Origin of the sequence: Vibrio sp. 10N.261.55.A10 (assembly GCF_041470825.1) — a bacterium.
Taxonomy (GTDB): Bacteria; Pseudomonadota; Gammaproteobacteria; order Enterobacterales; family Vibrionaceae; genus Vibrio; species Vibrio crassostreae_C.
In genome coordinates this window covers 95,940-115,715 of record NZ_JBFRNC010000022.1, presented here as the reverse complement: position 1 = coordinate 115,715, position 19,776 = coordinate 95,940, and the positions used below count along the sequence as shown (strand labels likewise).

Sequence of the window (19,776 nt, the reverse complement as noted above, 5' to 3'; positions counted from 1 at the left end):
ATTAAGGATTCGGCTAACTAAGCGCCTGGTGGAATCGCTAAACTGTCTGCAATAAGCTGGATAAGATTATCTTCTACTTCAAAACGTAGTTCGAGTAGTTCACCTACTTTTGACATATCTCCTTCGAAGTTAGGCAACTCATCGTCTGCATTTACTTTAACGTACTTATCATTGAATTCTAGAAGCGGCTCGGTTGTAAGTACGATCTTCGCGTAAGTTGTATCAATCTCGTCATTGGTTTTAAAGCCTGTTGCTTGCCATTTTTTCATGACCATATCGTAGATCTTAAAATGACCCTCTGAGATATAATCGACAACATGATCACAGAATGAGCTTATTTCTTTAGGGGAAGGGAGTTCAACAACGTTTGATTGCCCGTTGCTAGCTGGCTGCAAGGCACCTAGCTTACAATACTCAACGATTAGAGACTGTCGAGTTTCGAGCCAATGATCGATGACCTCATTAGAGCCACCCCATTGTTCTTGTATTTGTTTGAATTTATTTAGCATGACCATGTCCTCATGATCTGATCACAACCTTGTGATCAAGTAATTGCCTAAGCAGGGTCCGTTTTATTGGTAGCTACTAAAAGTAATAGTTTGAAATATTCTCTGCTACAACTCTAGTATGAAATTAGATTGCCAGTAAAATGAACGAACTGCAAGCAATGAGGCATAGGGATGTTAAAAAAAAGTGATAACAAAATGACAGAGCAAGCTTATTGGTGCGTCGTTTCTGGTAGTGATATTTGGGTTAATAATGATCAGTTTCCGTTTGGCTCTGCTGAAGAGCTTGGGCTGAGTGTGGAGCATGCAATCTGTATTGGTCAGCATCAAGGTCGCAAGGTGTATTGGCTCAACGATTGTGATGTGGAGAATGAGCTGAACATGGTTAGCCTAAGAGAGTTACTGCACTGGCCTGAAGTGAGTTTCTTGACTGCAAGCAAAGCCATCCAATATGGGCATATGACTCAAAGTATGCGTTTTTGCCCTCAGTGTGGTGGTCGAAATCATCTCAATCATAACCAGGTGGCGATGCAGTGTGGAGATTGCCGCACACTTCATTACCCTCGTATCTTCCCATGCATCATTGTCGCTGTACGAAACGACAACAAGATATTGCTTGCGCAGCACCCAAGACATAAAACAGGCATGTATACCGTGATAGCGGGCTTCCTAGAGGTTGGAGAGACCTTAGAGCAGTGTGTGGCAAGAGAAGTCAAAGAAGAAACGGGTATCGATGTCGATAATATTCGTTATTTTGGCAGCCAACCATGGGCGTTTCCATCGAGTATGATGATGGGCTTTCTCGCAGATTATGCTGGTGGTACGCTTAAGCCTGACTACAGCGAGCTATCGGATGCTCAATGGTTTGACGTAACAAGCCTGCCTGATGTTGCTCCTGTTGGAACCATTGCGAGACAGTTGATTGAGAAAACCGTTGATGACGTGATGAAAGATGGTGTGACTGAGCAGATACTAGAGCACTAATTTGCCTGTGATAGTATTTGGCCTATGGGTGATCAAAAGCTAAAAAAAACCCTCCACAAGTGGAGGGGGTAAGTAAGATGTCGTTATGAGATGCTGAGTAGTGACTACTCAGATGTTATAATTGTAATTTTCGCTAGCGAACAAATTTTTAACATGCTCCCGTAATTGGGTGCAAATTAAGCATTGATTTAAAAGTTAATAACTTGATCTAGGTTGCAAAGCACACAGCTTTTACCCTTCAATCAGTGTTAGAATACTTGCCATCAAAACTAGACAAGATTGAATTGGAATTTAACGGAATGACCGAATTAAAAAACGATCGCTATTTACGCGCACTTTTAAAACAGCCTGTTGATTACACACCGGTATGGATGATGCGCCAAGCTGGCCGCTATCTTCCTGAGTACAAAGCAACGCGCGCTGAAGCGGGCGATTTCATGTCTTTGTGCAAAAACGCTGAACTGGCATCAGAAGTAACACTTCAACCTTTACGTCGTTTCCCGCTTGATGCGGCAATCTTGTTCTCAGACATCCTAACTATCCCTGATGCAATGGGCTTAGGTTTGTACTTTGAAACAGGTGAAGGTCCTAAGTTTGAGCGTCCTATCACGTGTAAAGCTGACGTAGAGAAGATTGGCCTACCAGATCCAGAAGGTGAGCTTCAATACGTAATGAATGCCGTTCGTCAGATCCGTAAAGACCTGAAAGGCGAAGTGCCACTGATTGGTTTCTCTGGTAGCCCATGGACTCTAGCGACATACATGGTTGAAGGTGGAAGCTCTAAAGCATTCACTAAGATCAAGAAGATGATGTACGCAGAACCACAAACGCTGCACCTGCTTCTAGATAAGCTGGCTGACAGTGTTATCGAATACCTGAACGCGCAAATTAAAGCGGGTGCTCAATCGGTAATGGTATTTGATACATGGGGTGGTGTACTGACTCCTCGTGACTACAACCTATTCTCACTGCAATACATGCACAAAATCGTTGATGGCCTAATCCGTGAAAACGAAGGTCGTCGAGTACCGGTTACTCTGTTCACTAAGAACGGTGGCATGTGGCTTGAGTCTATCGCAGCAACAGGTTGTGATGCGGTTGGTCTAGACTGGACTATCAACATCGCAGATGCAAAAGCTCGCATCGGCGACAAAGTTGCTCTGCAAGGTAACATGGATCCTTCAATGCTTTACGCTCAGCCTGAACGTATTCGCGAAGAAGTGGGCAGCATCCTTGAAGGCTTCGGCGACGGTGGTACAGGTCATGTATTTAACCTAGGCCACGGTATCCACTTAGATGTACCGCCAGAGAACGCTGGTGTATTCGTTGACGCTGTTCACGAATTGTCTAAGCCTTACCACAAGTAATTCTGAGTAAGATTATTGAAAGCGCTGTTGGGAAACCAACAGCGCTTTTTTATTGTCTGAAATTGGCATTTGATGGCGGTTTAATCTTATTGTGTGCAGTTAATCAGGTATTTGGATCATGGTAGGCCAAATGCTCTGAGATGTGTTTCCTGATATAAGGAATGACTTCATTTTCAAACCAAGGGTTCTTCTTGAGCCAGATATTATTGCGTGGCGAAGGGTGGGGTAATGGCAAAAACTCAGGCGCCCACCTTTGCCAATCACGCACGGTTTCGGTCAATGTGCTGGTGGTTTTGTTTGTTAGGTAATGGTTTTGTGCGTACTGGCCAATCAGCAGTGTCATTTGAACATTGGGTAGAGATTGCAGCACTTTGTTGTGCCAAAGCTCCGCGCACTCTTTGCGTGGTGGGAGATCACCACTTTTCCCTTTCCCCGGATAACAAAACCCCATAGGCACAATCGCGACTTTTTGCTCGTCGTAAAAAGTATCGCTATCTATCCCTAACCATCCTCTTAATCGTTCGCCACTCGCGTCATTCCAAGGGGTCGACGACTCATGCACCTTGATACCCGGCGCTTGACCTATGATCAGCAAGCGCGCGTTTGGATGCGCTTGAATCACCGGGTTAGCACCGTGTGATAGGTGAGGCTCACAAGCTCGGCATTGTCGAATCTCTTTAAGTAACGAAGAGGACATCAGTAACCTTTATCAAAATCGATGACATGATTAAGTGTAAAGCCATCTCGCCACTGTTTGTAATTCTCTGCGAAGATCTCGACTACTTGTCTTGGCTCACTGAGTGCAGCGATGTGTGGAGTGATGGTGACTTGCGGTAGTTTCCAGAAAGGATGTTCCTGAGAGAGGGGTTCACTTTCAAACACATCTAAAAATGCGTGTTCTACCCATCTGTTTTTTATGGCGAGCAACAAGGCTTTATTGTCGATACTTTCCCCTCGACCGACATTAAACAGCAACACATTAGAGCAGTAACCTAACGTGGTTTGGTTCAACAGCTGATAGGTTTCAGCGGTTGATGGCAAGGTGTTGACCACAATATCGGCCTGCTTAAGGGCAGCCTCTATCTCATTGATGTGGAAAGTCTCTTTAAAGGTTTCTTGTTTGGATGGGATACCCGTACGGTTGACACCTATGGTATGAATACCAAAAGCCGCCGCGGTTTTTGCCAAATGACTGCCGATTGAACCTGTTCCTAAAATCACCATAGTTTTGTCAGTTAGGCTAGTATAAAGCTGTGGCTGCCAGTTTCGTTGTTGTTGATGCTGGTGGTAATGAGGGAAGTGTCTACAGTGACTGATTGTGTAACCCAATACGTATTCTGCGATAGCCGGACCAAAGATGCCTTTGACGTTGGTTAGCGTATAGTCCTGACGCAGATCTGGCTGAGTGAGTTTATTGATTCCGGCATAGGTACTCTGTACCCAGTCTAGCTCTTTAAACTCGCCGAGGCGCTCTGCGATTAGAGGTGGTGACGCCAAGACAATCTGTGCTGATTTGGGGTTTTGAGTGATTTCTAGGTCGGGTAAATCCTGGTTTAGAATCAGTTGCGTATAGGTATCGTCATGCTCAGTAAGAATATAGAGCTTATTCGTAAAATTGTTCATCGGCTTACCTTTTCCCCCCAGGGTTTATCAAGTACACTTTCGCTGTCTTTTTCTGCAATTATTGAGTGACTATGCTTCAGAATCCACTGCAGGTTCGTCTTGAAAAGTTAGAACCTTGGCAACAAATTACCTTTATGGCGTGTCTATGTGAGCGTATGTACCCTAACTATGCCATGTTTTGTGAGAATACAGAATTTGCGGAAGCTCGAATCTATCGTGATGTTTTGGATAGCATTTGGGAAATCCTGACGGTTAAAACAGCAAAGGTGAACTTTGAGCGTCAACTTGAGAAGGTTGAAGAGCTATTCCCTAGCGGTGATGATTTTGATTTTTATGGTGTTTACCCAGCAATGGACGCATGCCAAGGCCTAGCAACGCTAATTCATGGTCTGCTTGACCGTGAACATATGTTGGAAGCGGTAATTAAAGTGAGTCAACAATCGGTGAAGACGGTTGCTGAGCTTGAGTTTGCTCAAGGCGCTGAAGAAGTGACGAACGAAAACCAGAAAGAAAACGAAGCGGTGTGTGAAGAGTGGGACGTTCAGTGGGCCATTTTCCGACCTCTACGTGAAACGACTGAGCGTGACTTAGAGCTGATCAAAGACCTACGCCACGAACTGCGTGAAGACCCAGTCAGTAACATTGGTGTTGCGCTATAATTCGCAATTGCACCAAGGTACGAATAAAAACAAAGGCTCCCTAGGGAGCCTTTGTGGTATCTGACGGTATCAAATTTAGATTAAGCGTCTTTTTTGTCTTCGTTCTACACTTTGTCTTTTGATGCCTTATCTTTTGATGCGTCGTTGTCATTCGTTGATTTTGCATCTGAAGAGTCGTTGTCTGCTGGAGTTTCTTCCTCGTCCTCGTCATCGCGGTTTTCGATAACACCGTGTGTCTCTTTCCACTTCTCCCAGCGTTGGAACGCCAGTTCTTGCATGTCAGTCGTCTTATCCGCTTCGTCGACAATCTCTTCGCCCACTAGGTGCTCAAAGATGTCTTCTAGGGTGATGATGCCCTGAATAGTGCCGTATTCGTCCACAACTAAAGACAGTTGCAGGCGGTTTGCCATCATCTGGTCAAAGGCCTTAGCCAAGCCCATGTTGTTCAGCAACACGTGGATAGGGCGCATTACTTCACCCAAAGCTTTCTCACCACAACCGGCTTGCTGCAATCTAAACAGCTCTAAGCGGTGAACAAAACCGATGATGTTGTCACTCTGCTCGCTGTAAACCAGCGGACGTGAGAATGGCGTGTCTTTATGTTGTTCTAGGAACGTATTCACACTCATTTCCGCATCAACACGGAATACCACTGGGCGCGGCGTCATTACCTGAGTCACGGGTACATCTTGAATACCCAGTAGGTTGCTCAGGATTTTTGACTCGCCTTCTGCAAATTCACCGCTCTCTTTTGCCAAAATCGCCATTGCAGATAACTCATCACGCATTTTTGGTGCTTGGTGGCCACGAGCAAGACGTTTGGTGATCTGTTCTGAGAACCAGACAAACGGTGTTAGGAAGAACACCATCCAACGAAGCACGCTTGCCGAAGCAGGAGCAAGTTGACGCCAGTAGGTTGCACCAATGGTTTTTGGAACAATCTCAGATAATACCAAGATACCTAGCGTTAGCACGGCAGAGAAGACACCTAACCATTGGCTACCAAAAACGACAGCCGCTTGTGCACCTGCTGTCGCAGCACCGATAGTATGGGCGATGGTGTTGAGCGTTAAAATTGACGCAAGCGGGCGGTCAATATCTGTTTTCAGTTTGTCTAAAGACTCTGCTGCAGGGTGCCCATTTTGTTTTAGTTGAGCAATGTAGCTCGGACTAATACTCAAAAGTACAGCTTCCAAAACAGAACAAATGAAAGAAACTCCAATAGCAATGGAGACGTAAATAGATAGCAGCAGCATGTTTGCCCTTAAATTAAATTGTACGCTTTAGCAGCGATTCAGCGTGGATTATAGTGAAAAAGTAGTGGCTAGGTCATCATTAATTTTGCTCTCAGCCCCTTTTAAACAAGGGCTTGCTTAATAAAATCAGTAACAAATTGTGAGTTATTACTCATATTATGGCTAAAACTACGGCATTAGAGCTAAAGATCGACGACAAACCTTTGCCAGATGGGGCATTTATGTTTTAGAGTGAATTGAATTCAAAAATACAAAGAAGGGAAACCTAAAATGAACAAGACTCAATTAATCGACTTTATTGCTGAAAAAGCGGACCTTTCTAAAGCACAAGCTAAAGCTGCTCTAGAAGCGACTCTTGGCGGTGTTACAGATGCTCTTAAAGATGGCGATCAAGTTCAGCTAATTGGTTTTGGTACTTTTAAAGTAAACCACCGTGCAGCTCGCACTGGTCGTAACCCAAAAACTGGTGATGAGATCCAAATCGCTGCTGCAAATGTTCCAGCATTTGTTGCAGGTAAAGCGCTGAAAGATTCAGTGAAATAATCTAAACTGTACCGAGGTAGTCGTATTCCACCTCGGTACAGGTTTTTATGAAAAAAGCATTTCTTCTCGTTTCACTATTATCTACATTTCTTATTGGCTGTTCTTCAACAAGCCCTCGCAAAAACCTAGAGCAATTTGAAACTCACACTGGCGGCCAAGTCATGGGCGACGCGACGAGTTTCTACTGGGTTACAAACAAGCTAACACAACCTCATACTTCAGCTGACTACGTCACTGTCGGCGATTACGGCTGGTACCAAACTGATTATGCTTGGTCAGAAGGCGTGCTTCGTGAATTCATTCGTGAAGGCGAGCAGCGTAACTCTTCTAATGAGCTGGTTCCCTATCGAGTCCATGTGCGTTTCAATAAGTCAGGCGAAGCTGTGTATCAACAGTATCGTATTGATAGCAAAATCTTACCTATCCAAGCCAAGCAGCTTGAAAACTATCAGAAAGAAGCGACGTCGGTTCTAGAGACCACAACGAAGCAGCATGATGAAGGGCTTAGGCTGATTCAGGGTTACTGGAATGGCAGCTCTTTTAAAACGTGCGCTGGTGGTGAGTTTGATCGCATTGAATTTAACCAGACCTTGCCAGGCTTCGTGATTGACCGATTGGCGTCTGTGGAAAGCTATGCGGCGTTTCTTGGCAGTGATTCACTGGGTAAGATGAGCGTGGAAGAGTTACTGATGCTGGCTGAAGACAGCCATGATTGTGTCGTTAGGCCATCATTGTTGAAAGAATAGCGAGTAATCAAAGGATTGAGAGTATTTGGCCTACTGTAGGCCAAGTGCCTATTTGTCTGTACAAATACAGATTCTTGTGTAAATGAGATAATAAAAGGCGCCTATTGAGGCGCCTTTTTCTGTTATTCACTTGCTGTCATTTGCTTACTGTTATTGGAAAGTAAGCGAGCAACAAGATTGTTTACTGCTCTTGTTCGCGCGCAATCGCACGGTAACCAATATCATTGCGGTGGAACATACCATTCCAGCTAACTTGCTTCGTCAACGCGTAAGCGCGCTCTTGAGCCTCAGAAACCGTATTGCCCAGTGCTGTTGCACAAAGTACACGACCGCCGTTTGTCACAACGTCGCCAGCTTCATTATTTGTCGTACCCGCGTGGAAAACCTTTTGGCCTTCAACTTCGCTTGTTGGTAGTGAAATAACGTCACCTTTTGCGTAGTCAGCAGGGTAACCGCCAGCCGCAAGAACAACACCGATAGAAGCGCGTGGATCCCACTTCGATTCTGCTTCGTCGAGCTTCTCGTCGATAGCCATTAGGCAAAGTTCAACAAGGTCTGACTCCATACGCATCATGATAGGTTGCGTTTCAGGGTCGCCAAAGCGGCAGTTGTATTCGATAACTTTAGGTGTGCCGTCAGCATCGATCATTAGGCCAGCGTAAAGGAAACCTGTGTAAGGTGCGCCTTCTGCGTCCATACCACGTACCGTTGGGTAGATAACTTCCTCAAGGATACGGTTGTGGATTTCTGGAGTTACAACCGGCGCAGGAGAGTAAGCACCCATGCCGCCCGTGTTTGGCCCAGTGTCTTTGTCGCCAACACGTTTGTGATCTTGGCTGGTGGCCATAGGAAGCACGCTAGAGCCGTCAACCATTACGATGAAGCTTGCTTCTTCGCCTTCGAGGAACTCTTCGATAACAACGCGGCTGCCTGCTTCGCCAAAGGCGTTGCCCGCTAGCATGTCTTTGATTGCGTCTTCTGCTTCTTCAAGGGTCATCGCAACGATAACGCCTTTACCTGCCGCAAGACCGTCAGCTTTCACTACGATAGGAGCGCCTTGCTCGCGAACGTAAGCGATAGCTGGCTCAATCTCAGTGAAGTTTGAGTAGTAACCTGTTGGGATATCATGACGAGCTAGGAAGTCTTTAGTGAATGCTTTAGAGCCTTCAAGCTGTGCTGCAGCTTGAGTAGGGCCGAAGATTGGCAAACCTACTTCGCGGAATGCATCAACCACACCGATAACCAATGGTGCTTCAGGGCCCACGATAGTCAGTTCGATTTTTTTATCTTGAGCAAACGCGACTAAACCAGCGATGTCTTCAACGCCGATGTTTACGTTCTCTAGTTTTGGCTCAAGTGCAGTACCTGCGTTACCTGGAGCGATGAATACTGTTTCAACGTTTGGGTTTTGTGCTGCTTTCCAACCTAGTGCATGCTCACGACCGCCGGCACCAATAATTAATACATTCATTTTATTTTACCTTTGATAGCTTCATCAGATTACCTATTTCGGCGTCAAACATGCTCACTTATAGTCATAAGCTCCGCGTGTTTTCCTTGAACTAGGCAATCTGATTTTGCTCTAAAAATTAAAATTTCTATTAACGTTGATGAGTAAAACGCCAACATTAATGAACGGTTAAACGAATAAAAAAGGCTCTAGGAAAACCTAGAGCCTATTCTGATTAGTGGCGGAAGTGACGCATGCCCGTAAAGATCATCGCCATGCCGTGTTCGTCTGCTGCTGCGATAACTTCGTCATCACGCATAGAGCCGCCCGGTTGGATAACACACTTGATGCCAGCCTCTGCAGCCGCGTCGATACCGTCACGGAATGGGAAGAATGCATCTGATGCCATCACACAGCCTTCAACCTGTAGACCTTCGTCTGCAGCTTTGATGCCTGCGATTTTCGCAGAGTAAACGCGGCTCATTTGGCCAGCGCCAACACCAATTGTCATGTCGCCTTTCGAGTAAACGATAGCGTTAGATTTAACGTATTTCGCTACTTTCCAGCAGAATAGAGCATCTTTCAATTCTTCAGCTGTAGGTTGGCGCTTAGAAACCACTTTAAGGTCATCTTCAGACACCATGCCTTGGTCGCGGTCTTGAACTAGCAAACCACCGTTAACGCGTTTAACGTCAAAGCCAGTTGTCTTCGTTGTCCACTCACCACACTCAAGTAGGCGAAGGTTTTTCTTAGCCGCTACGATTGCTACTGCTTCAGCAGAAACTGATGGTGCAATGATAACTTCAACGAATTGACGCTCAGTGATAGCCGTTGCTGTTGCAGCGTCTAGCTCACGGTTGAAAGCGATGATGCCGCCAAATGCAGAAGTTGGGTCTGTTTTGAATGCACGGTTATAAGCTTCTAGGATGTCTTCACCTAGTGCAACACCACATGGGTTAGCGTGCTTAACAATCACACATGCTGGCTGGTCGAACTCTTTCACACACTCAAGTGCTGCATCAGTGTCAGCGATGTTGTTGTAAGAAAGGGCTTTACCTTGAATTTGGCGAGCAGTAGATACTGACGCTTCTTCAGGGTTTGCTTCAACGTAGAATGCGGCTGCCTGGTGGCTGTTCTCACCGTAGCGCATGTCTTGTTTTTTCTCGAACTGTTGGTTGAACGTGCGAGGGAATTTGCTCTTGTTTTCAGGAGAAGGTTCGTCACCTTCTTTGTTCTCACCGTAAGATGGAACCATAGTGCCGAAGTAGTTTGCGATCATGCCGTCGTAAGAAGCGGTGTGCTCGAATGCTGCGATAGCGAGGTCGAAGCGAGTCTCTAGTGTTAGAGATTTATCGTTCGCGTCCATTTCAGCGACAACGCGCTCGTAGTCGTGTGTGTTAACAACGATAGTCACGTCTTTGTGGTTTTTCGCTGCAGAGCGAACCATTGTAGGACCGCCGATGTCGATGTTCTCAACAGCGTCAGCAAGAGTACAACCTTCTTTAGCAACGGTTTCTGCGAATGGGTATAGGTTTACAACAACCATATCGATAGGGTTGATACCGTGAGTTTCCATCACGTCATCATCTTGGCCACGACGGCCTAGAACACCACCATGAACTTTTGGGTGCAGAGTCTTAACACGGCCATCCATCATTTCTGGGAAACCAGTGTAGTCAGATACTTCTGTAACAGAGATGCCTTTTTCAGCAAGCAGGCGAGCAGTGCCACCGGTAGATAGGATATCTACACCACGGTTAGCAAGAGCTTGTGCAAATTCAACGATACCAGTTTTGTCTGATACGCTGATTAGAGCGCGGCGAATTGGACGAGCGTTATTCATGCTTCCATCTTCCTCAAATTCATGGGGTTAAAATAAAGATATTTGCCAAAAAAGAACTTGTTTCTATCTTCTTAGCGTGGATTATCTTAGATACCAGTAAGAGATAAAATAATGGCCAGTTTTGGTAAAGACCTTTTGGGTTAGTCTTATGATTAAGCTATAAGATAACCAACTCCAAATTTGATGGCGCAGATTCTAACTAATTTATTACAAAAAAGCTCGCGCAATCGTTTGGCATCTCAAGATTAATTATGAAAAGTGCCATTTCAGCCTGAAAGTAACGATAAGGTTAATTGTGGAATGGACGAAACAGTAGGAAAAAACATGTTTCAGATCGGTGAATTAGCGAAGCGATGCGGTGTGACAGCCGATACCTTGCGATTTTATGAGAAGAATAACCTGATCGCGCCAGCCAGTCGCAGTGAGTCGGGCTATCGCCTATATGATGAAAATAACCAGAAACAGGTGACGTTTATTCTCAAATCTAAAGCGTTGGGGCTGAGTTTGGACGAGATTAAAGAATTGCTTGAGATTCGCCTCGAGGCCACACAGCACAGTTGCGCTGAAGTGAAGTCGATTACCTCAGCAAAATTAGAGATGATTGATGAGAAGATCACTGAGTTAACTAAGATTCGCACCGCACTTAAGAAGATTAATGATGCGTGTTGCGGCCACGTAGACGACGATGCAAGCCATTGTTCGATTCTGGCAGCCTTGGATTCCGCAAACGTCGACAAAGGGCGCTGTTGTCGCACTGGAGAGTAATCAGCCACTATCACGGATCGACAAGCCAAAAAAAAGCCAAACTCAACAATGAGCTTGGCTTTCAATTCAATAAATTACGAAAGAACGATTAGTTCATGCCGTATTTTTTAAGTTTCTTGCGAAGAGTACCGCGGTTAATACCCATCATGGTTGCTGCGCGAGTTTGGTTACCGCGAGTGTACTGCATGATAGTGTCTAGTAGTGGCTGTTCAACTTCAGCTAATACTAATTCGTATAACTCGCTGACTTCTTGACCGTTTAATTGAGCAAGGTAATTTTTCAATGATGCTTTAACTGAGTCACGTAGTGGCTTCTGCGTGATTTGGTCTTGTGATGTAACTGTAGTTACTGTCAATGCTTCTGAAGTCAGATTTTGTTCGAACATATTCGGTCTAGCTCTTCTCGTAATTATGGTGCAACGTTATCAAAAAAACCTTCTAGCGCTTCAAGCTGCAGATCACCTGCTTCGAATGCGTTGAAGGTACGGCGAAACTCACTCGCTTGTTCATGTTCTTTTAGATACCAACCCACATGCTTACGAGCGATGCGAGGGCCTAAAAACTCTCCATAAAATTCATGTAGAGCGTGCACATGACCAAGCATGATGTCTTTCACTTCCGAAATCGGGAGTGGGTCCATCGTGGTGCCGTTTTCCAAATAGTGTAGGATTTCGTTAAAAATCCAAGGACGTCCTTGGGCAGGTCGACCTATCATTAAAGCATCAGCGCCGGTGTACTCCAGCACAAACTTCGCTTTTTCCGGACTATCGATATCACCGTTAGCGATAACCGGAATAGATACTGCTTGTTTCGCTGCTTTAATGTGTTTGTATTCTGCCTCACCTTTGTACATACAAGCGCGAGTTCTTCCATGGAGCGCAAGAGCTTGTATGCCGCAGTCTTCGGCTATTTTCGCGATTTGGACACAGTTTCTATTGTCTGTATCCCAGCCTGTGCGCGTTTTCAACGTTACTGGAACGTCGACAGCATTTACCACCGCTTTCAGAATGTCTTCAATGAGTTCTGGATGCTGCAGTAAAGCTGAGCCCGCAAGCTTCTTATTCACTTTTTTGGCTGGACAACCCATGTTGATATCGATGATTTGCGCACCGTTATCGACATTAAATTGAGCAGCCTCGGCCATAAGCTGTGGATCTGCACCAGCGATTTGTACTGAACGAATGCCCGATTCGCCTTCATGTACCATACGCTGCTGAGACTTTGACGTTTTCCAAACTTTCGGATTGGAGGACATCATTTCACTGACTGCCATCCCCGCACCGTAGCGAAGACACAACTCACGGAATGGTCTATCCGTTACGCCAGCCATAGGAGCGACGATTAGATTGTTCTTAAGTTGATAATTTCCGATTTTCAAAAATGTCATCACAGTTCTGTACCAGCAAGGGCGCGCATTTTACGCATTTTTTCGCTGCGTGAAAAGACTAATATTTGAGCATTTACAATTTGTTTTTGTAATTTGTTTAAATTTCAGTCAATTAGCGCCCAAAGTCTTGTCTAGCCTTGCTTGCGACCTGAGATTCGACACCATTCTTGTTGTTCGATGATCGGATCAATGTGAAGCTCATCACGATAATAAGTGGCAACATCTTCTGCTTGTGTATCTAAAACACCCGACATCGCAAGTACACCATTTGGCTTAACTAGGCCCTTGATGATGCCAGAAAGGTCGCGTAATGGACCTGCAAGAATGTTGGCAACAACAACGTCTGCTAGCAAACCTTCCGGTTGATCTTGTGGCAAGAACACTTCTAGTTGCTCAGCAACGCCATTGCGTTGTGCGTTGTCTTTTGATGCAAGCAGAGCTTGAGGATCAATGTCGATCCCGATAACTTTTGCCGCGCCTAGTTTGATCGCAGCGATCGCTAGGATGCCTGAGCCACAACCGAAGTCGATCACGGTTTTGCCTGCAAGGTCTAAGCCTTCAAGCCACTCCAGACACAATGCCGTTGTCGGGTGAGTACCTGTACCAAATGCAAGGCCTGGGTCTAGCATTACGTTAACAGCGTCAGGTTCAGGGATATCGCGCCAGCTAGGGCAGATCCATAAACGCTCACCAAACTTCATTGGGTGGAAGTTATCCATCCATTCACGTTCCCAATCCTTGTCTTCAATTTGCTCTACTTTATGAGCAAAGTCTGCAGGGAACATGTTGCTTGCTTTAATCTGCGCTAGAACGACACCAGTATCAGTCTCAGCGTCGTAAAGCGCGAGAATGTCAGTATCACCCCAAAGGCGAGTTTCACCCGGCAGAGGCTCAAATACAGGGGTATCTTGTGCATCCAGGAAAGTTACAGAAAGAGCACCAGTCTCTTCCATTAACATGTCGCCGATTTGTTCGGCATTTTCATTGGTAGCATTAAGCTTGATTTGAATCCAAGGCATGGCTGCATCTTCTATATGAGAAAAATTGGATGGCGAGTCTAGCAGAAAATATGAGCAAATTCACCAAAACCCCACGGAATATAATGGGGATTAAAGATTGATTTTTTCGGCGGCTTAAAAACAAAAATGCTCACCGAAGTGAGCATTTTGACTGTTCTTAAACGAACGGATTATGACAAACCAAGTTTCTTCTCAAGGTAGTGGATGTTTGCACCACCGTGTTGGAAATTTTCGTCGTTCATAATAGACAGTTGAAGCTCGGTATTAACGTTAATACCTTCAACAATCATTTCACCCAATGCGTTCTTCATACGAGCGATAGCAACATCACGGTTCTCACCGTAAGTGATCAGCTTACCAATCATTGAATCGTAGTGTGGTGGTACTGTGTAACCCGTGTAGATGTGAGATTCCCAACGTACGCCCATGCCGCCTGGTGCGTGGAAACGTTCAATCTTACCTGGTGAAGGTAGGAAACGAACTGGATCTTCAGCATTGATACGACATTCGATTGAGTGGCCGCGCAGCTTAATGTCATCCTGAGTGAATGATAGAGGCTGACCAGCTGCAATACGTAGCTGTTCTTTCACTAGGTCGATACCCGTTACCATTTCAGTAATCGTGTGTTCAACCTGGATACGAGTGTTCATCTCGATGAAGTAGAACTCACCGTTCTCGTATAGGAATTCAAATGTACCTGCACCGCGGTAACCGATCTCAATACATGCACGAGTACAGCGTTCGCCGATGTACTTACGCATCTCTTCAGTGATACCTGGAGCTGGCGCTTCTTCCACAACTTTCTGGTGACGACGCTGCATTGAACAGTCACGCTCACCTAGGTGGATAGCATTACCTTGGCCATCTGCAAGCACTTGTACTTCAATGTGACGTGGGTTTTCTAGGAATTTCTCCATGTAAACCATGTCGTTGTTGAAACATGCTTTTGCTTCAGCGCGAGTCATCGCGATAGCTTCTGTTAGTTCTGCTTCAGAACGAACAACACGCATACCACGACCGCCGCCGCCGCCAGATGCCTTGATGATAACTGGGAAGCCAATGCGCTTAGCGTGCGCTTTGTTTTTCGCTTCGTCGTCATCAAGAGGACCGTCAGAACCTGGTACACAAGGTACGCCAGCTTTCTTCATTGACGTGATAGCTGACACTTTGTCACCCATCATGCGAATGGTTTCAGCTTTAGGGCCAACAAAGATAAAGCCACTGCGCTCTACCTGTTCTGCAAAGTCTGCATTTTCAGATAGGAAACCGTAGCCAGGGTGAACAGCCACTGCACCTGTCACTTCAGCTGCGCTGATGATACGAGGGATATTTAGGTAGCTATCGATACCACGAGCTGGACCGATACAAATGGTTTCGTCTGCAAGCAGTACGTGCTTAAGGTCACGGTCAGCAGTTGAGTGAACCGCTACCGTTTTAATGCCAAGCTCTTTACATGCACGCAGAATACGTAGTGCAATCTCACCACGGTTCGCGATTACTAATTTATCTAACATAATGAGTGCTCTCTATTATTCGATAATTACTAGAGCTTGGTCGAATTCTACTGGTTGACCGTCTTCAACTAGGATAGCTGTTACAACACCAGATTTATCAGCTTCGATTTGGTTCATCATCTTCATTGCTTCAACGATACATAGCGTTTCGCCAGCAGTTACAGATTGACCAACTTTAACGAATGGTTTTGCGTCTGGGCTTGGAGCGCCGTAGAAAGTACCAACCATTGGAGAAAGAACTTGGTGACCAGCTGGAACTGCAGGAGCCGCTGCTTCTGCTGCAACAGGTGCCGCCGCAGGAGCTGCTGCCGCTACAGGTGCTGGAGCAGCTGCATATTGAACAGGTGCTACAGGTGCAGTGCTGTTACGACTGATTCGTACTGACTCTTCACCTTCAGAGATTTCTAGCTCAGAAATACCAGACTCTTCAACCAATTCGATTAGCTTTTTGATTTTGCGAATATCCATTGTTTCTTTCTCTTTATCTGTTAATTGAACTTACTCTATGACTGAGTAGGTTAGTAATAGTTCGTTGTTTATGTTTACTTTGAGTTGAGCTTGCTGAGCGCAGCGGTCAAAGCAAATTGATAACCTTGGGCACCTAAGCCACAAATCACACCTTCTGCTTTATCAGATAGGTAAGAGTGGTGACGGAATGGTTCACGTGCGTGAACATTCGATAGATGAACCTCAATAAACGGGATGGCAACGCCAAGTAGTGCATCACGCAGTGCCACACTGGTATGTGTAAAGGCTGCTGGGTTGATAATAATAAAATCAACATTTTGATACGCACTATGGATCGCTTCAATCAGTTCATACTCACGATTTGACTGTAAGTGAGATAGCTCAACATCGTGTGCTTTCGCTTGCTCGGTCAGTGAGCTAATAATCTGGTCAAGTGTTTGAGAACCGTAGTGTGCAGGCTCTCTAAGGCCTAACAGGTTAAGGTTTGGGCCATTTAAAACTAGAATGCGAAACTTTGTAGACATCGTGGGGCTATCTTCCTTTATCGTGTTTACGAACGTGAATGTTGCCATTTTATTGAAAATTTGCGGTTAATTTCTAGTGAGAAAAACCCAAATTTAAAAATTAGAACCAGATTATAGCTAATTCAGCGCAAATCGCAGCAATTTACTGGTCTAATCTCCTATTGATACAGCTTGGAATTGTTACCAACTTAACAAAAAAGCGTCTTAGCCTTAATTTGGGTCGGGATATTTGAGATCAAGATCAGCCATAAAAAAACCGCCACATAGGTGACGGTTTAGAAATTGCTGTTTTAAACAGTGACTAGCTGCTGTGACTAGTTGCTTATGCCAGTTCTGCTTTCTCGGCAATCAGCTTATCAACCACGCTTGGGTCGGCTAGTGTCGAGGTATCACCTAGGTTACCTGTATCGCCAGTCGCGATTTTACGCAGGATACGACGCATGATTTTACCTGAACGAGTTTTTGGTAGAGAGTCAGTCCAGTGCAGTACATCTGGCGTTGCAATTGGGCCAATCTCTTTACGTACCCAGTCTTTCACTTCTTTATGAAGCTCTGCAGTTGGGAACTCACCATCATTTAGCGTGATGTAAGCGTAAATCGCTTGGCCTTTAATATCATGAGGGATACCCACAATCGCGGCTTCTGCAATCTTATCGAACGCGACTAGAGCCGATTCAATCTCAGCGGTACCCATACGGTGACCTGATACGTTAAGCACGTCATCGACACGACCCGTAATCCAGTAGTAACCGTCTTCATCACGACGAGCGCCATCACTGGTAAAGTACATGCCTTTAAAGGTCGAGAAGTAAGTCTGTTCGAAGCGGTCATGATCGCCATGAACGGTACGCATTTGGCCTGGCCAAGAATCAAGAATCACTAGGTTGCCATCTGTTGCACCCTCAATGATGTTACCCATGTTATCAACCAGCGCCGGTTGCACACCGAAGAATGGACGAGTTGCAGAGCCCGGTTTCAGGTCTGTTGCGCCCGGTAGCGGTGCAATTAAGATACCGCCCGTTTCCGTTTGCCACCATGTATCAACAATTGGAGACTGCTCATTGCCGATTGTTTTGTAATACCACTCCCATGCTTCAGGGTTGATAGGTTCACCCACTGAGCCCATGATTCTTAGGCTGTCACGAGAAGTTCCTTCAACGGCTTCATTGCCTTTCGCCATCAATGCACGAATAGCCGTTGGCGCAGTATAAAGAATATTAACTTGGTGCTTATCGACCACTTCACTCATGCGGCTGGTGTTCGGGTAATTTGGTACGCCTTCAAACAGAATCGTTTTTGCGCCATTAGCAAGCGGCCCGTAAACAAGGTATGTGTGGCCAGTAATCCAACCCACATCCGCTGTACACCAGAAAGTTTCGCCTTCTTGGTAATCGAACACGTATTTGAAGGTCATCGCCGCATAAACAAGGTAGCCACCTGTAGTGTGCATAACGCCTTTAGGTTTACCTGTTGAGCCTGACGTATAAAGGATGAATAGTGGATCTTCGGCGTTCATCTCTTCTGGTGGGCAATCTGCAGATACATTAGCAATAGCATCGTGCCACCACACATCGCGGTGTTCGTGCCATGCCACATCACCGCCAGTGCGTTTGAATACCACAACCTTCTCGATGTTTTTCACTTCAGGGTTCGTCAGTGCTTCATCGACATTCTTTTTCAGTGGAACCGCACGGCCGCCACGTACGCCTTCATCGGCAGTGATAACGACTTTAGAATTTGAATCGATAATACGACCAGACAGTGCTTCTGGTGAGAAACCACCAAATACGACTGTGTGAACCGCACCTATACGGGTACACGCCAGCATGGCTACGGCCGCTTCTGGCACCATTGGCATGTATAAACAAACCACATCACCTTTGCGCACGCCTTGCTCTTTTAGAGCATTCGAAAACAGACACACTTCTTTGTGTAGTTCATTAAAAGTTAGAGTTTTGTCATCAGCCGGGTCATCGCCTTCCCAGATGATAGCGACTTCATCACCGCGCTCAGCAAGGTGGCGGTCGATACAGTTAGCCGAAACGTTAAGCGTGCCATCTTCAAACCAGCGAATATCAATGTGGCCAGGATCGAAAGAGGTGTTTTTGACCTGTGTGAAAGGTTTGATCCAATCAACGATTTTTCCGTGTTCACCCCAAAAGCCTTCAGGGTCAGAAACAGATTGCTGGTACATGGCTAGGTAAGTGTCATTATCCGCGTGTGTGGTTGATTTAATATTTTCTTTTACCGGATAAACGTGGGCTTCACTCATTGCATCTCTCCTTGTGCCTACATTCCTAATGAACTGGCAACTTCCTTTGTGTTCAGTTTCTAGGTCTATTACAGAACCGTCTGTGTGTTATCACTCTCGGCTAGGACGGCGATTTCCACAATTAGACTTTAGGATGAGACGCTGCTTTTCACTTACAAAATAGCGAGTTAAGTTCATTTTTGAGATGTTGCTCTCTATGTGAAGCGCCAGTGGTTGAATTAAGAATAAGAAGAGTTGAAACGGGGTAGGTCACCATGTTTCAGACGCACAAAGATCAGCGCAGCGGAGATAGCGTCTTGTAATGCATCATGTTTATTGACCGGGATGGGTAAATCGAGCTGGCGACAGATGGCGTCCATACTGAGATCAAAATAGGCATTGGGCAGCTGTCTTTCGAGTTTGTCTTGGTAGAGTTGGCTCACTTCGACTAATCGGTTAGGCAGTGGAAATCCAAGCTGTTTTAAACAGGCGCGGTCGAGAATTTTTTTGTCATAGCGGATGTGATAGCCGACTAAAGGACGATTTCCAATGAAGTTCAGTAGCTCGATTAAAGCCTGTTTTTCTTCGATGCCGTGCTTTAGATCTTGATGACGAATGCGGTGGATTTTTATTGAATTGCAATCGAGCGATTGTGGGGCGCGCAATCGGACTTCAAAAGGTTGGCTGGTAATGATCCGGTTACCGATGATCTTGGTCGCGGCAATAGTAACTAATTCTGCCTGATTGGGGTCTAGGCTGGTGGTTTCACAATCGAGCGATACATATTCATGATCAATAGGCGCAGTAAACAGAGGCTGATAGAGAGAGCCTTTGAGCTTGTGATGCCAGTAATAGCGAACCAACCTATTCAT

The 19,776-nt window shown here is 45.5% G+C and carries 20 protein-coding genes; 6 read left to right on the top strand and 14 right to left on the bottom strand.

The window, feature by feature from the left end:
• Positions 1 to 17: 17 nt before the first annotated feature.
• Positions 18 to 515: an Rsd/AlgQ family anti-sigma factor gene (locus AB4274_RS06715; RefSeq protein WP_032546263.1), complete on the bottom strand. Its 498-nt coding sequence runs from the start codon at positions 513 to 515 to the stop codon at positions 18 to 20.
• Positions 516 to 680: 165 nt separating this feature from the next.
• Between AB4274_RS06715 and nudC the strand changes: the two genes are divergently transcribed.
• Together nudC and hemE are read left to right on the top strand one after the other, a co-directional pair.
• Complete coding sequence (nudC, locus tag AB4274_RS06710; RefSeq protein WP_372111397.1) at positions 681 to 1,490, top strand: NAD(+) diphosphatase; 810 nt, start codon at positions 681 to 683, stop codon at positions 1,488 to 1,490.
• A 299-nt stretch (positions 1,491 to 1,789) separates the two neighbouring features.
• Positions 1,790 to 2,857, top strand: a complete 1,068-nt coding sequence (gene hemE / locus AB4274_RS06705; RefSeq protein WP_017060530.1) for a uroporphyrinogen decarboxylase — start codon at positions 1,790 to 1,792, stop codon at positions 2,855 to 2,857.
• A 103-nt stretch (positions 2,858 to 2,960) separates the two neighbouring features.
• On the opposite strand, the gene AB4274_RS06700 is transcribed toward hemE, so the two are convergent.
• Both AB4274_RS06700 and AB4274_RS06695 read right to left on the bottom strand, forming a co-directional pair.
• The gene (locus tag AB4274_RS06700; RefSeq protein WP_372111394.1) at positions 2,961 to 3,554 is read right to left on the bottom strand and encodes a uracil-DNA glycosylase family protein; all 594 of its coding nucleotides are present in this window, start codon (positions 3,552 to 3,554) and stop codon (positions 2,961 to 2,963) included.
• Positions 3,554 to 4,480, bottom strand: a complete 927-nt coding sequence (locus AB4274_RS06695; protein ID WP_017063654.1) for a D-2-hydroxyacid dehydrogenase — start codon at positions 4,478 to 4,480, stop codon at positions 3,554 to 3,556. Before AB4274_RS06695 ends, AB4274_RS06700 begins: the two co-directional genes overlap by 1 nt.
• A 71-nt stretch (positions 4,481 to 4,551) precedes the next feature.
• On the opposite strand from AB4274_RS06695, the gene AB4274_RS06690 reads away from it, so the two are divergent.
• Positions 4,552 to 5,139 carry a YjaG family protein gene (locus tag AB4274_RS06690; RefSeq protein WP_017062699.1) on the top strand — a complete coding sequence of 196 codons (588 nt, stop codon included), beginning with the start codon at positions 4,552 to 4,554 and terminating at the stop codon, positions 5,137 to 5,139.
• A 104-nt stretch (positions 5,140 to 5,243) separates the two neighbouring features.
• Here the strand turns inward: AB4274_RS06690 and AB4274_RS06685 are convergent, their stop codons facing one another.
• Positions 5,244 to 6,395 (bottom strand): CNNM domain-containing protein, encoded by a 1,152-nt coding sequence (locus AB4274_RS06685; RefSeq protein WP_372111392.1) that lies wholly within the window; start codon positions 6,393 to 6,395, stop codon positions 5,244 to 5,246.
• 270 nt (positions 6,396 to 6,665) lie between these two features.
• Here AB4274_RS06685 and hupA point away from each other — a divergent pair, with 270 nt between their 5' ends.
• Positions 6,666 to 6,938 (top strand): nucleoid-associated protein HU-alpha, encoded by a 273-nt coding sequence (gene hupA / locus AB4274_RS06680; RefSeq protein WP_004729753.1) that lies wholly within the window; start codon positions 6,666 to 6,668, stop codon positions 6,936 to 6,938.
• A gap of 47 nt (positions 6,939 to 6,985) precedes the next feature.
• Positions 6,986 to 7,684, top strand: a complete 699-nt coding sequence (locus tag AB4274_RS06675) for a DUF1481 domain-containing protein (protein WP_017063655.1) — start codon at positions 6,986 to 6,988, stop codon at positions 7,682 to 7,684.
• A gap of 181 nt (positions 7,685 to 7,865) precedes the next feature.
• Here the strand turns inward: AB4274_RS06675 and purD are convergent, their stop codons facing one another.
• Both purD and purH read right to left on the bottom strand, forming a co-directional pair.
• Positions 7,866 to 9,155 carry a phosphoribosylamine--glycine ligase gene (gene purD / locus AB4274_RS06670; protein ID WP_017062702.1) on the bottom strand — a complete coding sequence of 430 codons (1,290 nt, stop codon included), beginning with the start codon at positions 9,153 to 9,155 and terminating at the stop codon, positions 7,866 to 7,868.
• Between the two features lie 214 nt (positions 9,156 to 9,369).
• Complete coding sequence (gene purH, locus AB4274_RS06665) at positions 9,370 to 10,977, bottom strand: bifunctional phosphoribosylaminoimidazolecarboxamide formyltransferase/IMP cyclohydrolase (protein ID WP_372111390.1); 1,608 nt, start codon at positions 10,975 to 10,977, stop codon at positions 9,370 to 9,372.
• Between the two features lie 324 nt (positions 10,978 to 11,301).
• On the opposite strand from purH, the gene zntR reads away from it, so the two are divergent.
• Positions 11,302 to 11,742 carry a Zn(2+)-responsive transcriptional regulator gene (gene zntR, locus AB4274_RS06660; protein ID WP_048612394.1) on the top strand — a complete coding sequence of 147 codons (441 nt, stop codon included), beginning with the start codon at positions 11,302 to 11,304 and terminating at the stop codon, positions 11,740 to 11,742.
• 88 nt (positions 11,743 to 11,830) lie between these two features.
• Here zntR and fis read toward each other — a convergent pair whose 3' ends face one another.
• The 8 genes from fis to AB4274_RS06620 form a co-directional block, all read right to left on the bottom strand.
• Positions 11,831 to 12,127: a DNA-binding transcriptional regulator Fis gene (gene fis, locus AB4274_RS06655; protein ID WP_004729744.1), complete on the bottom strand. Its 297-nt coding sequence runs from the start codon at positions 12,125 to 12,127 to the stop codon at positions 11,831 to 11,833.
• A gap of 23 nt (positions 12,128 to 12,150) precedes the next feature.
• The gene (dusB, locus tag AB4274_RS06650) at positions 12,151 to 13,119 is read right to left on the bottom strand and encodes a tRNA dihydrouridine synthase DusB (RefSeq protein WP_032546269.1); all 969 of its coding nucleotides are present in this window, start codon (positions 13,117 to 13,119) and stop codon (positions 12,151 to 12,153) included.
• A 140-nt stretch (positions 13,120 to 13,259) separates the two neighbouring features.
• A complete protein-coding gene (gene prmA / locus AB4274_RS06645) occupies positions 13,260 to 14,147 on the bottom strand; it encodes a 50S ribosomal protein L11 methyltransferase (RefSeq protein ID WP_017055901.1) in 888 nt (295 codons plus the stop codon).
• A 170-nt stretch (positions 14,148 to 14,317) separates the two neighbouring features.
• Positions 14,318 to 15,661 carry an acetyl-CoA carboxylase biotin carboxylase subunit gene (gene accC / locus AB4274_RS06640; RefSeq protein WP_017062706.1) on the bottom strand — a complete coding sequence of 448 codons (1,344 nt, stop codon included), beginning with the start codon at positions 15,659 to 15,661 and terminating at the stop codon, positions 14,318 to 14,320.
• A 15-nt stretch (positions 15,662 to 15,676) separates the two neighbouring features.
• Positions 15,677 to 16,129, bottom strand: coding sequence for an acetyl-CoA carboxylase biotin carboxyl carrier protein (gene accB / locus AB4274_RS06635; RefSeq protein ID WP_017062707.1), 453 nt, complete (start codon positions 16,127 to 16,129; stop codon positions 15,677 to 15,679).
• Positions 16,130 to 16,203: 74 nt separating this feature from the next.
• On the bottom strand, positions 16,204 to 16,653 hold the full coding sequence (gene aroQ / locus AB4274_RS06630; RefSeq protein WP_010435475.1) for a type II 3-dehydroquinate dehydratase: 450 nt from the start codon (positions 16,651 to 16,653) through the stop codon (positions 16,204 to 16,206).
• A gap of 322 nt (positions 16,654 to 16,975) precedes the next feature.
• The gene (gene acs, locus AB4274_RS06625) at positions 16,976 to 18,925 is read right to left on the bottom strand and encodes an acetate--CoA ligase (protein ID WP_009844693.1); all 1,950 of its coding nucleotides are present in this window, start codon (positions 18,923 to 18,925) and stop codon (positions 16,976 to 16,978) included.
• A 218-nt stretch (positions 18,926 to 19,143) separates the two neighbouring features.
• A complete protein-coding gene (locus AB4274_RS06620; RefSeq protein ID WP_017062708.1) occupies positions 19,144 to 19,776 on the bottom strand; it encodes a 3'-5' exonuclease in 633 nt (210 codons plus the stop codon).

Bases quoted from the DNA above. Each gene is read 5' to 3' on its own strand.
- AB4274_RS06700 (WP_372111394.1), bottom strand. From the start codon at position 3,554: ATGTCCTCTTCGTTACTTAAAGAGATTCGACAATGCCGAGCTTGTGAG.
- AB4274_RS06715 (WP_032546263.1), bottom strand. From the start codon at position 515: ATGGTCATGCTAAATAAATTCAAACAAATACAAGAACAATGGGGTGGC.
- nudC (WP_372111397.1), top strand. From the start codon at position 681: ATGTTAAAAAAAAGTGATAACAAAATGACAGAGCAAGCTTATTGGTGC.
- accB (WP_017062707.1), bottom strand. From the start codon at position 16,129: ATGGATATTCGCAAAATCAAAAAGCTAATCGAATTGGTTGAAGAGTCT.
- zntR (WP_048612394.1), top strand. From the start codon at position 11,302: ATGTTTCAGATCGGTGAATTAGCGAAGCGATGCGGTGTGACAGCCGAT.
- prmA (WP_017055901.1), bottom strand. From the start codon at position 14,147: ATGCCTTGGATTCAAATCAAGCTTAATGCTACCAATGAAAATGCCGAA.
- fis (WP_004729744.1), bottom strand. From the start codon at position 12,127: ATGTTCGAACAAAATCTGACTTCAGAAGCATTGACAGTAACTACAGTT.
- AB4274_RS06620 (WP_017062708.1), bottom strand. From the start codon at position 19,776: ATGAATAGGTTGGTTCGCTATTACTGGCATCACAAGCTCAAAGGCTCT.
- AB4274_RS06685 (WP_372111392.1), bottom strand. From the start codon at position 6,395: ATGCTGCTGCTATCTATTTACGTCTCCATTGCTATTGGAGTTTCTTTC.
- purD (WP_017062702.1), bottom strand. From the start codon at position 9,155: ATGAATGTATTAATTATTGGTGCCGGCGGTCGTGAGCATGCACTAGGT.
- aroQ (WP_010435475.1), bottom strand. From the start codon at position 16,653: ATGTCTACAAAGTTTCGCATTCTAGTTTTAAATGGCCCAAACCTTAAC.
- accC (WP_017062706.1), bottom strand. From the start codon at position 15,661: ATGTTAGATAAATTAGTAATCGCGAACCGTGGTGAGATTGCACTACGT.
- AB4274_RS06675 (WP_017063655.1), top strand. From the start codon at position 6,986: ATGAAAAAAGCATTTCTTCTCGTTTCACTATTATCTACATTTCTTATT.
- hupA (WP_004729753.1), top strand. From the start codon at position 6,666: ATGAACAAGACTCAATTAATCGACTTTATTGCTGAAAAAGCGGACCTT.
- acs (WP_009844693.1), bottom strand. From the start codon at position 18,925: ATGAGTGAAGCCCACGTTTATCCGGTAAAAGAAAATATTAAATCAACC.
- AB4274_RS06690 (WP_017062699.1), top strand. From the start codon at position 4,552: ATGCTTCAGAATCCACTGCAGGTTCGTCTTGAAAAGTTAGAACCTTGG.
- AB4274_RS06695 (WP_017063654.1), bottom strand. From the start codon at position 4,480: ATGAACAATTTTACGAATAAGCTCTATATTCTTACTGAGCATGACGAT.
- purH (WP_372111390.1), bottom strand. From the start codon at position 10,977: ATGAATAACGCTCGTCCAATTCGCCGCGCTCTAATCAGCGTATCAGAC.
- hemE (WP_017060530.1), top strand. From the start codon at position 1,790: ATGACCGAATTAAAAAACGATCGCTATTTACGCGCACTTTTAAAACAG.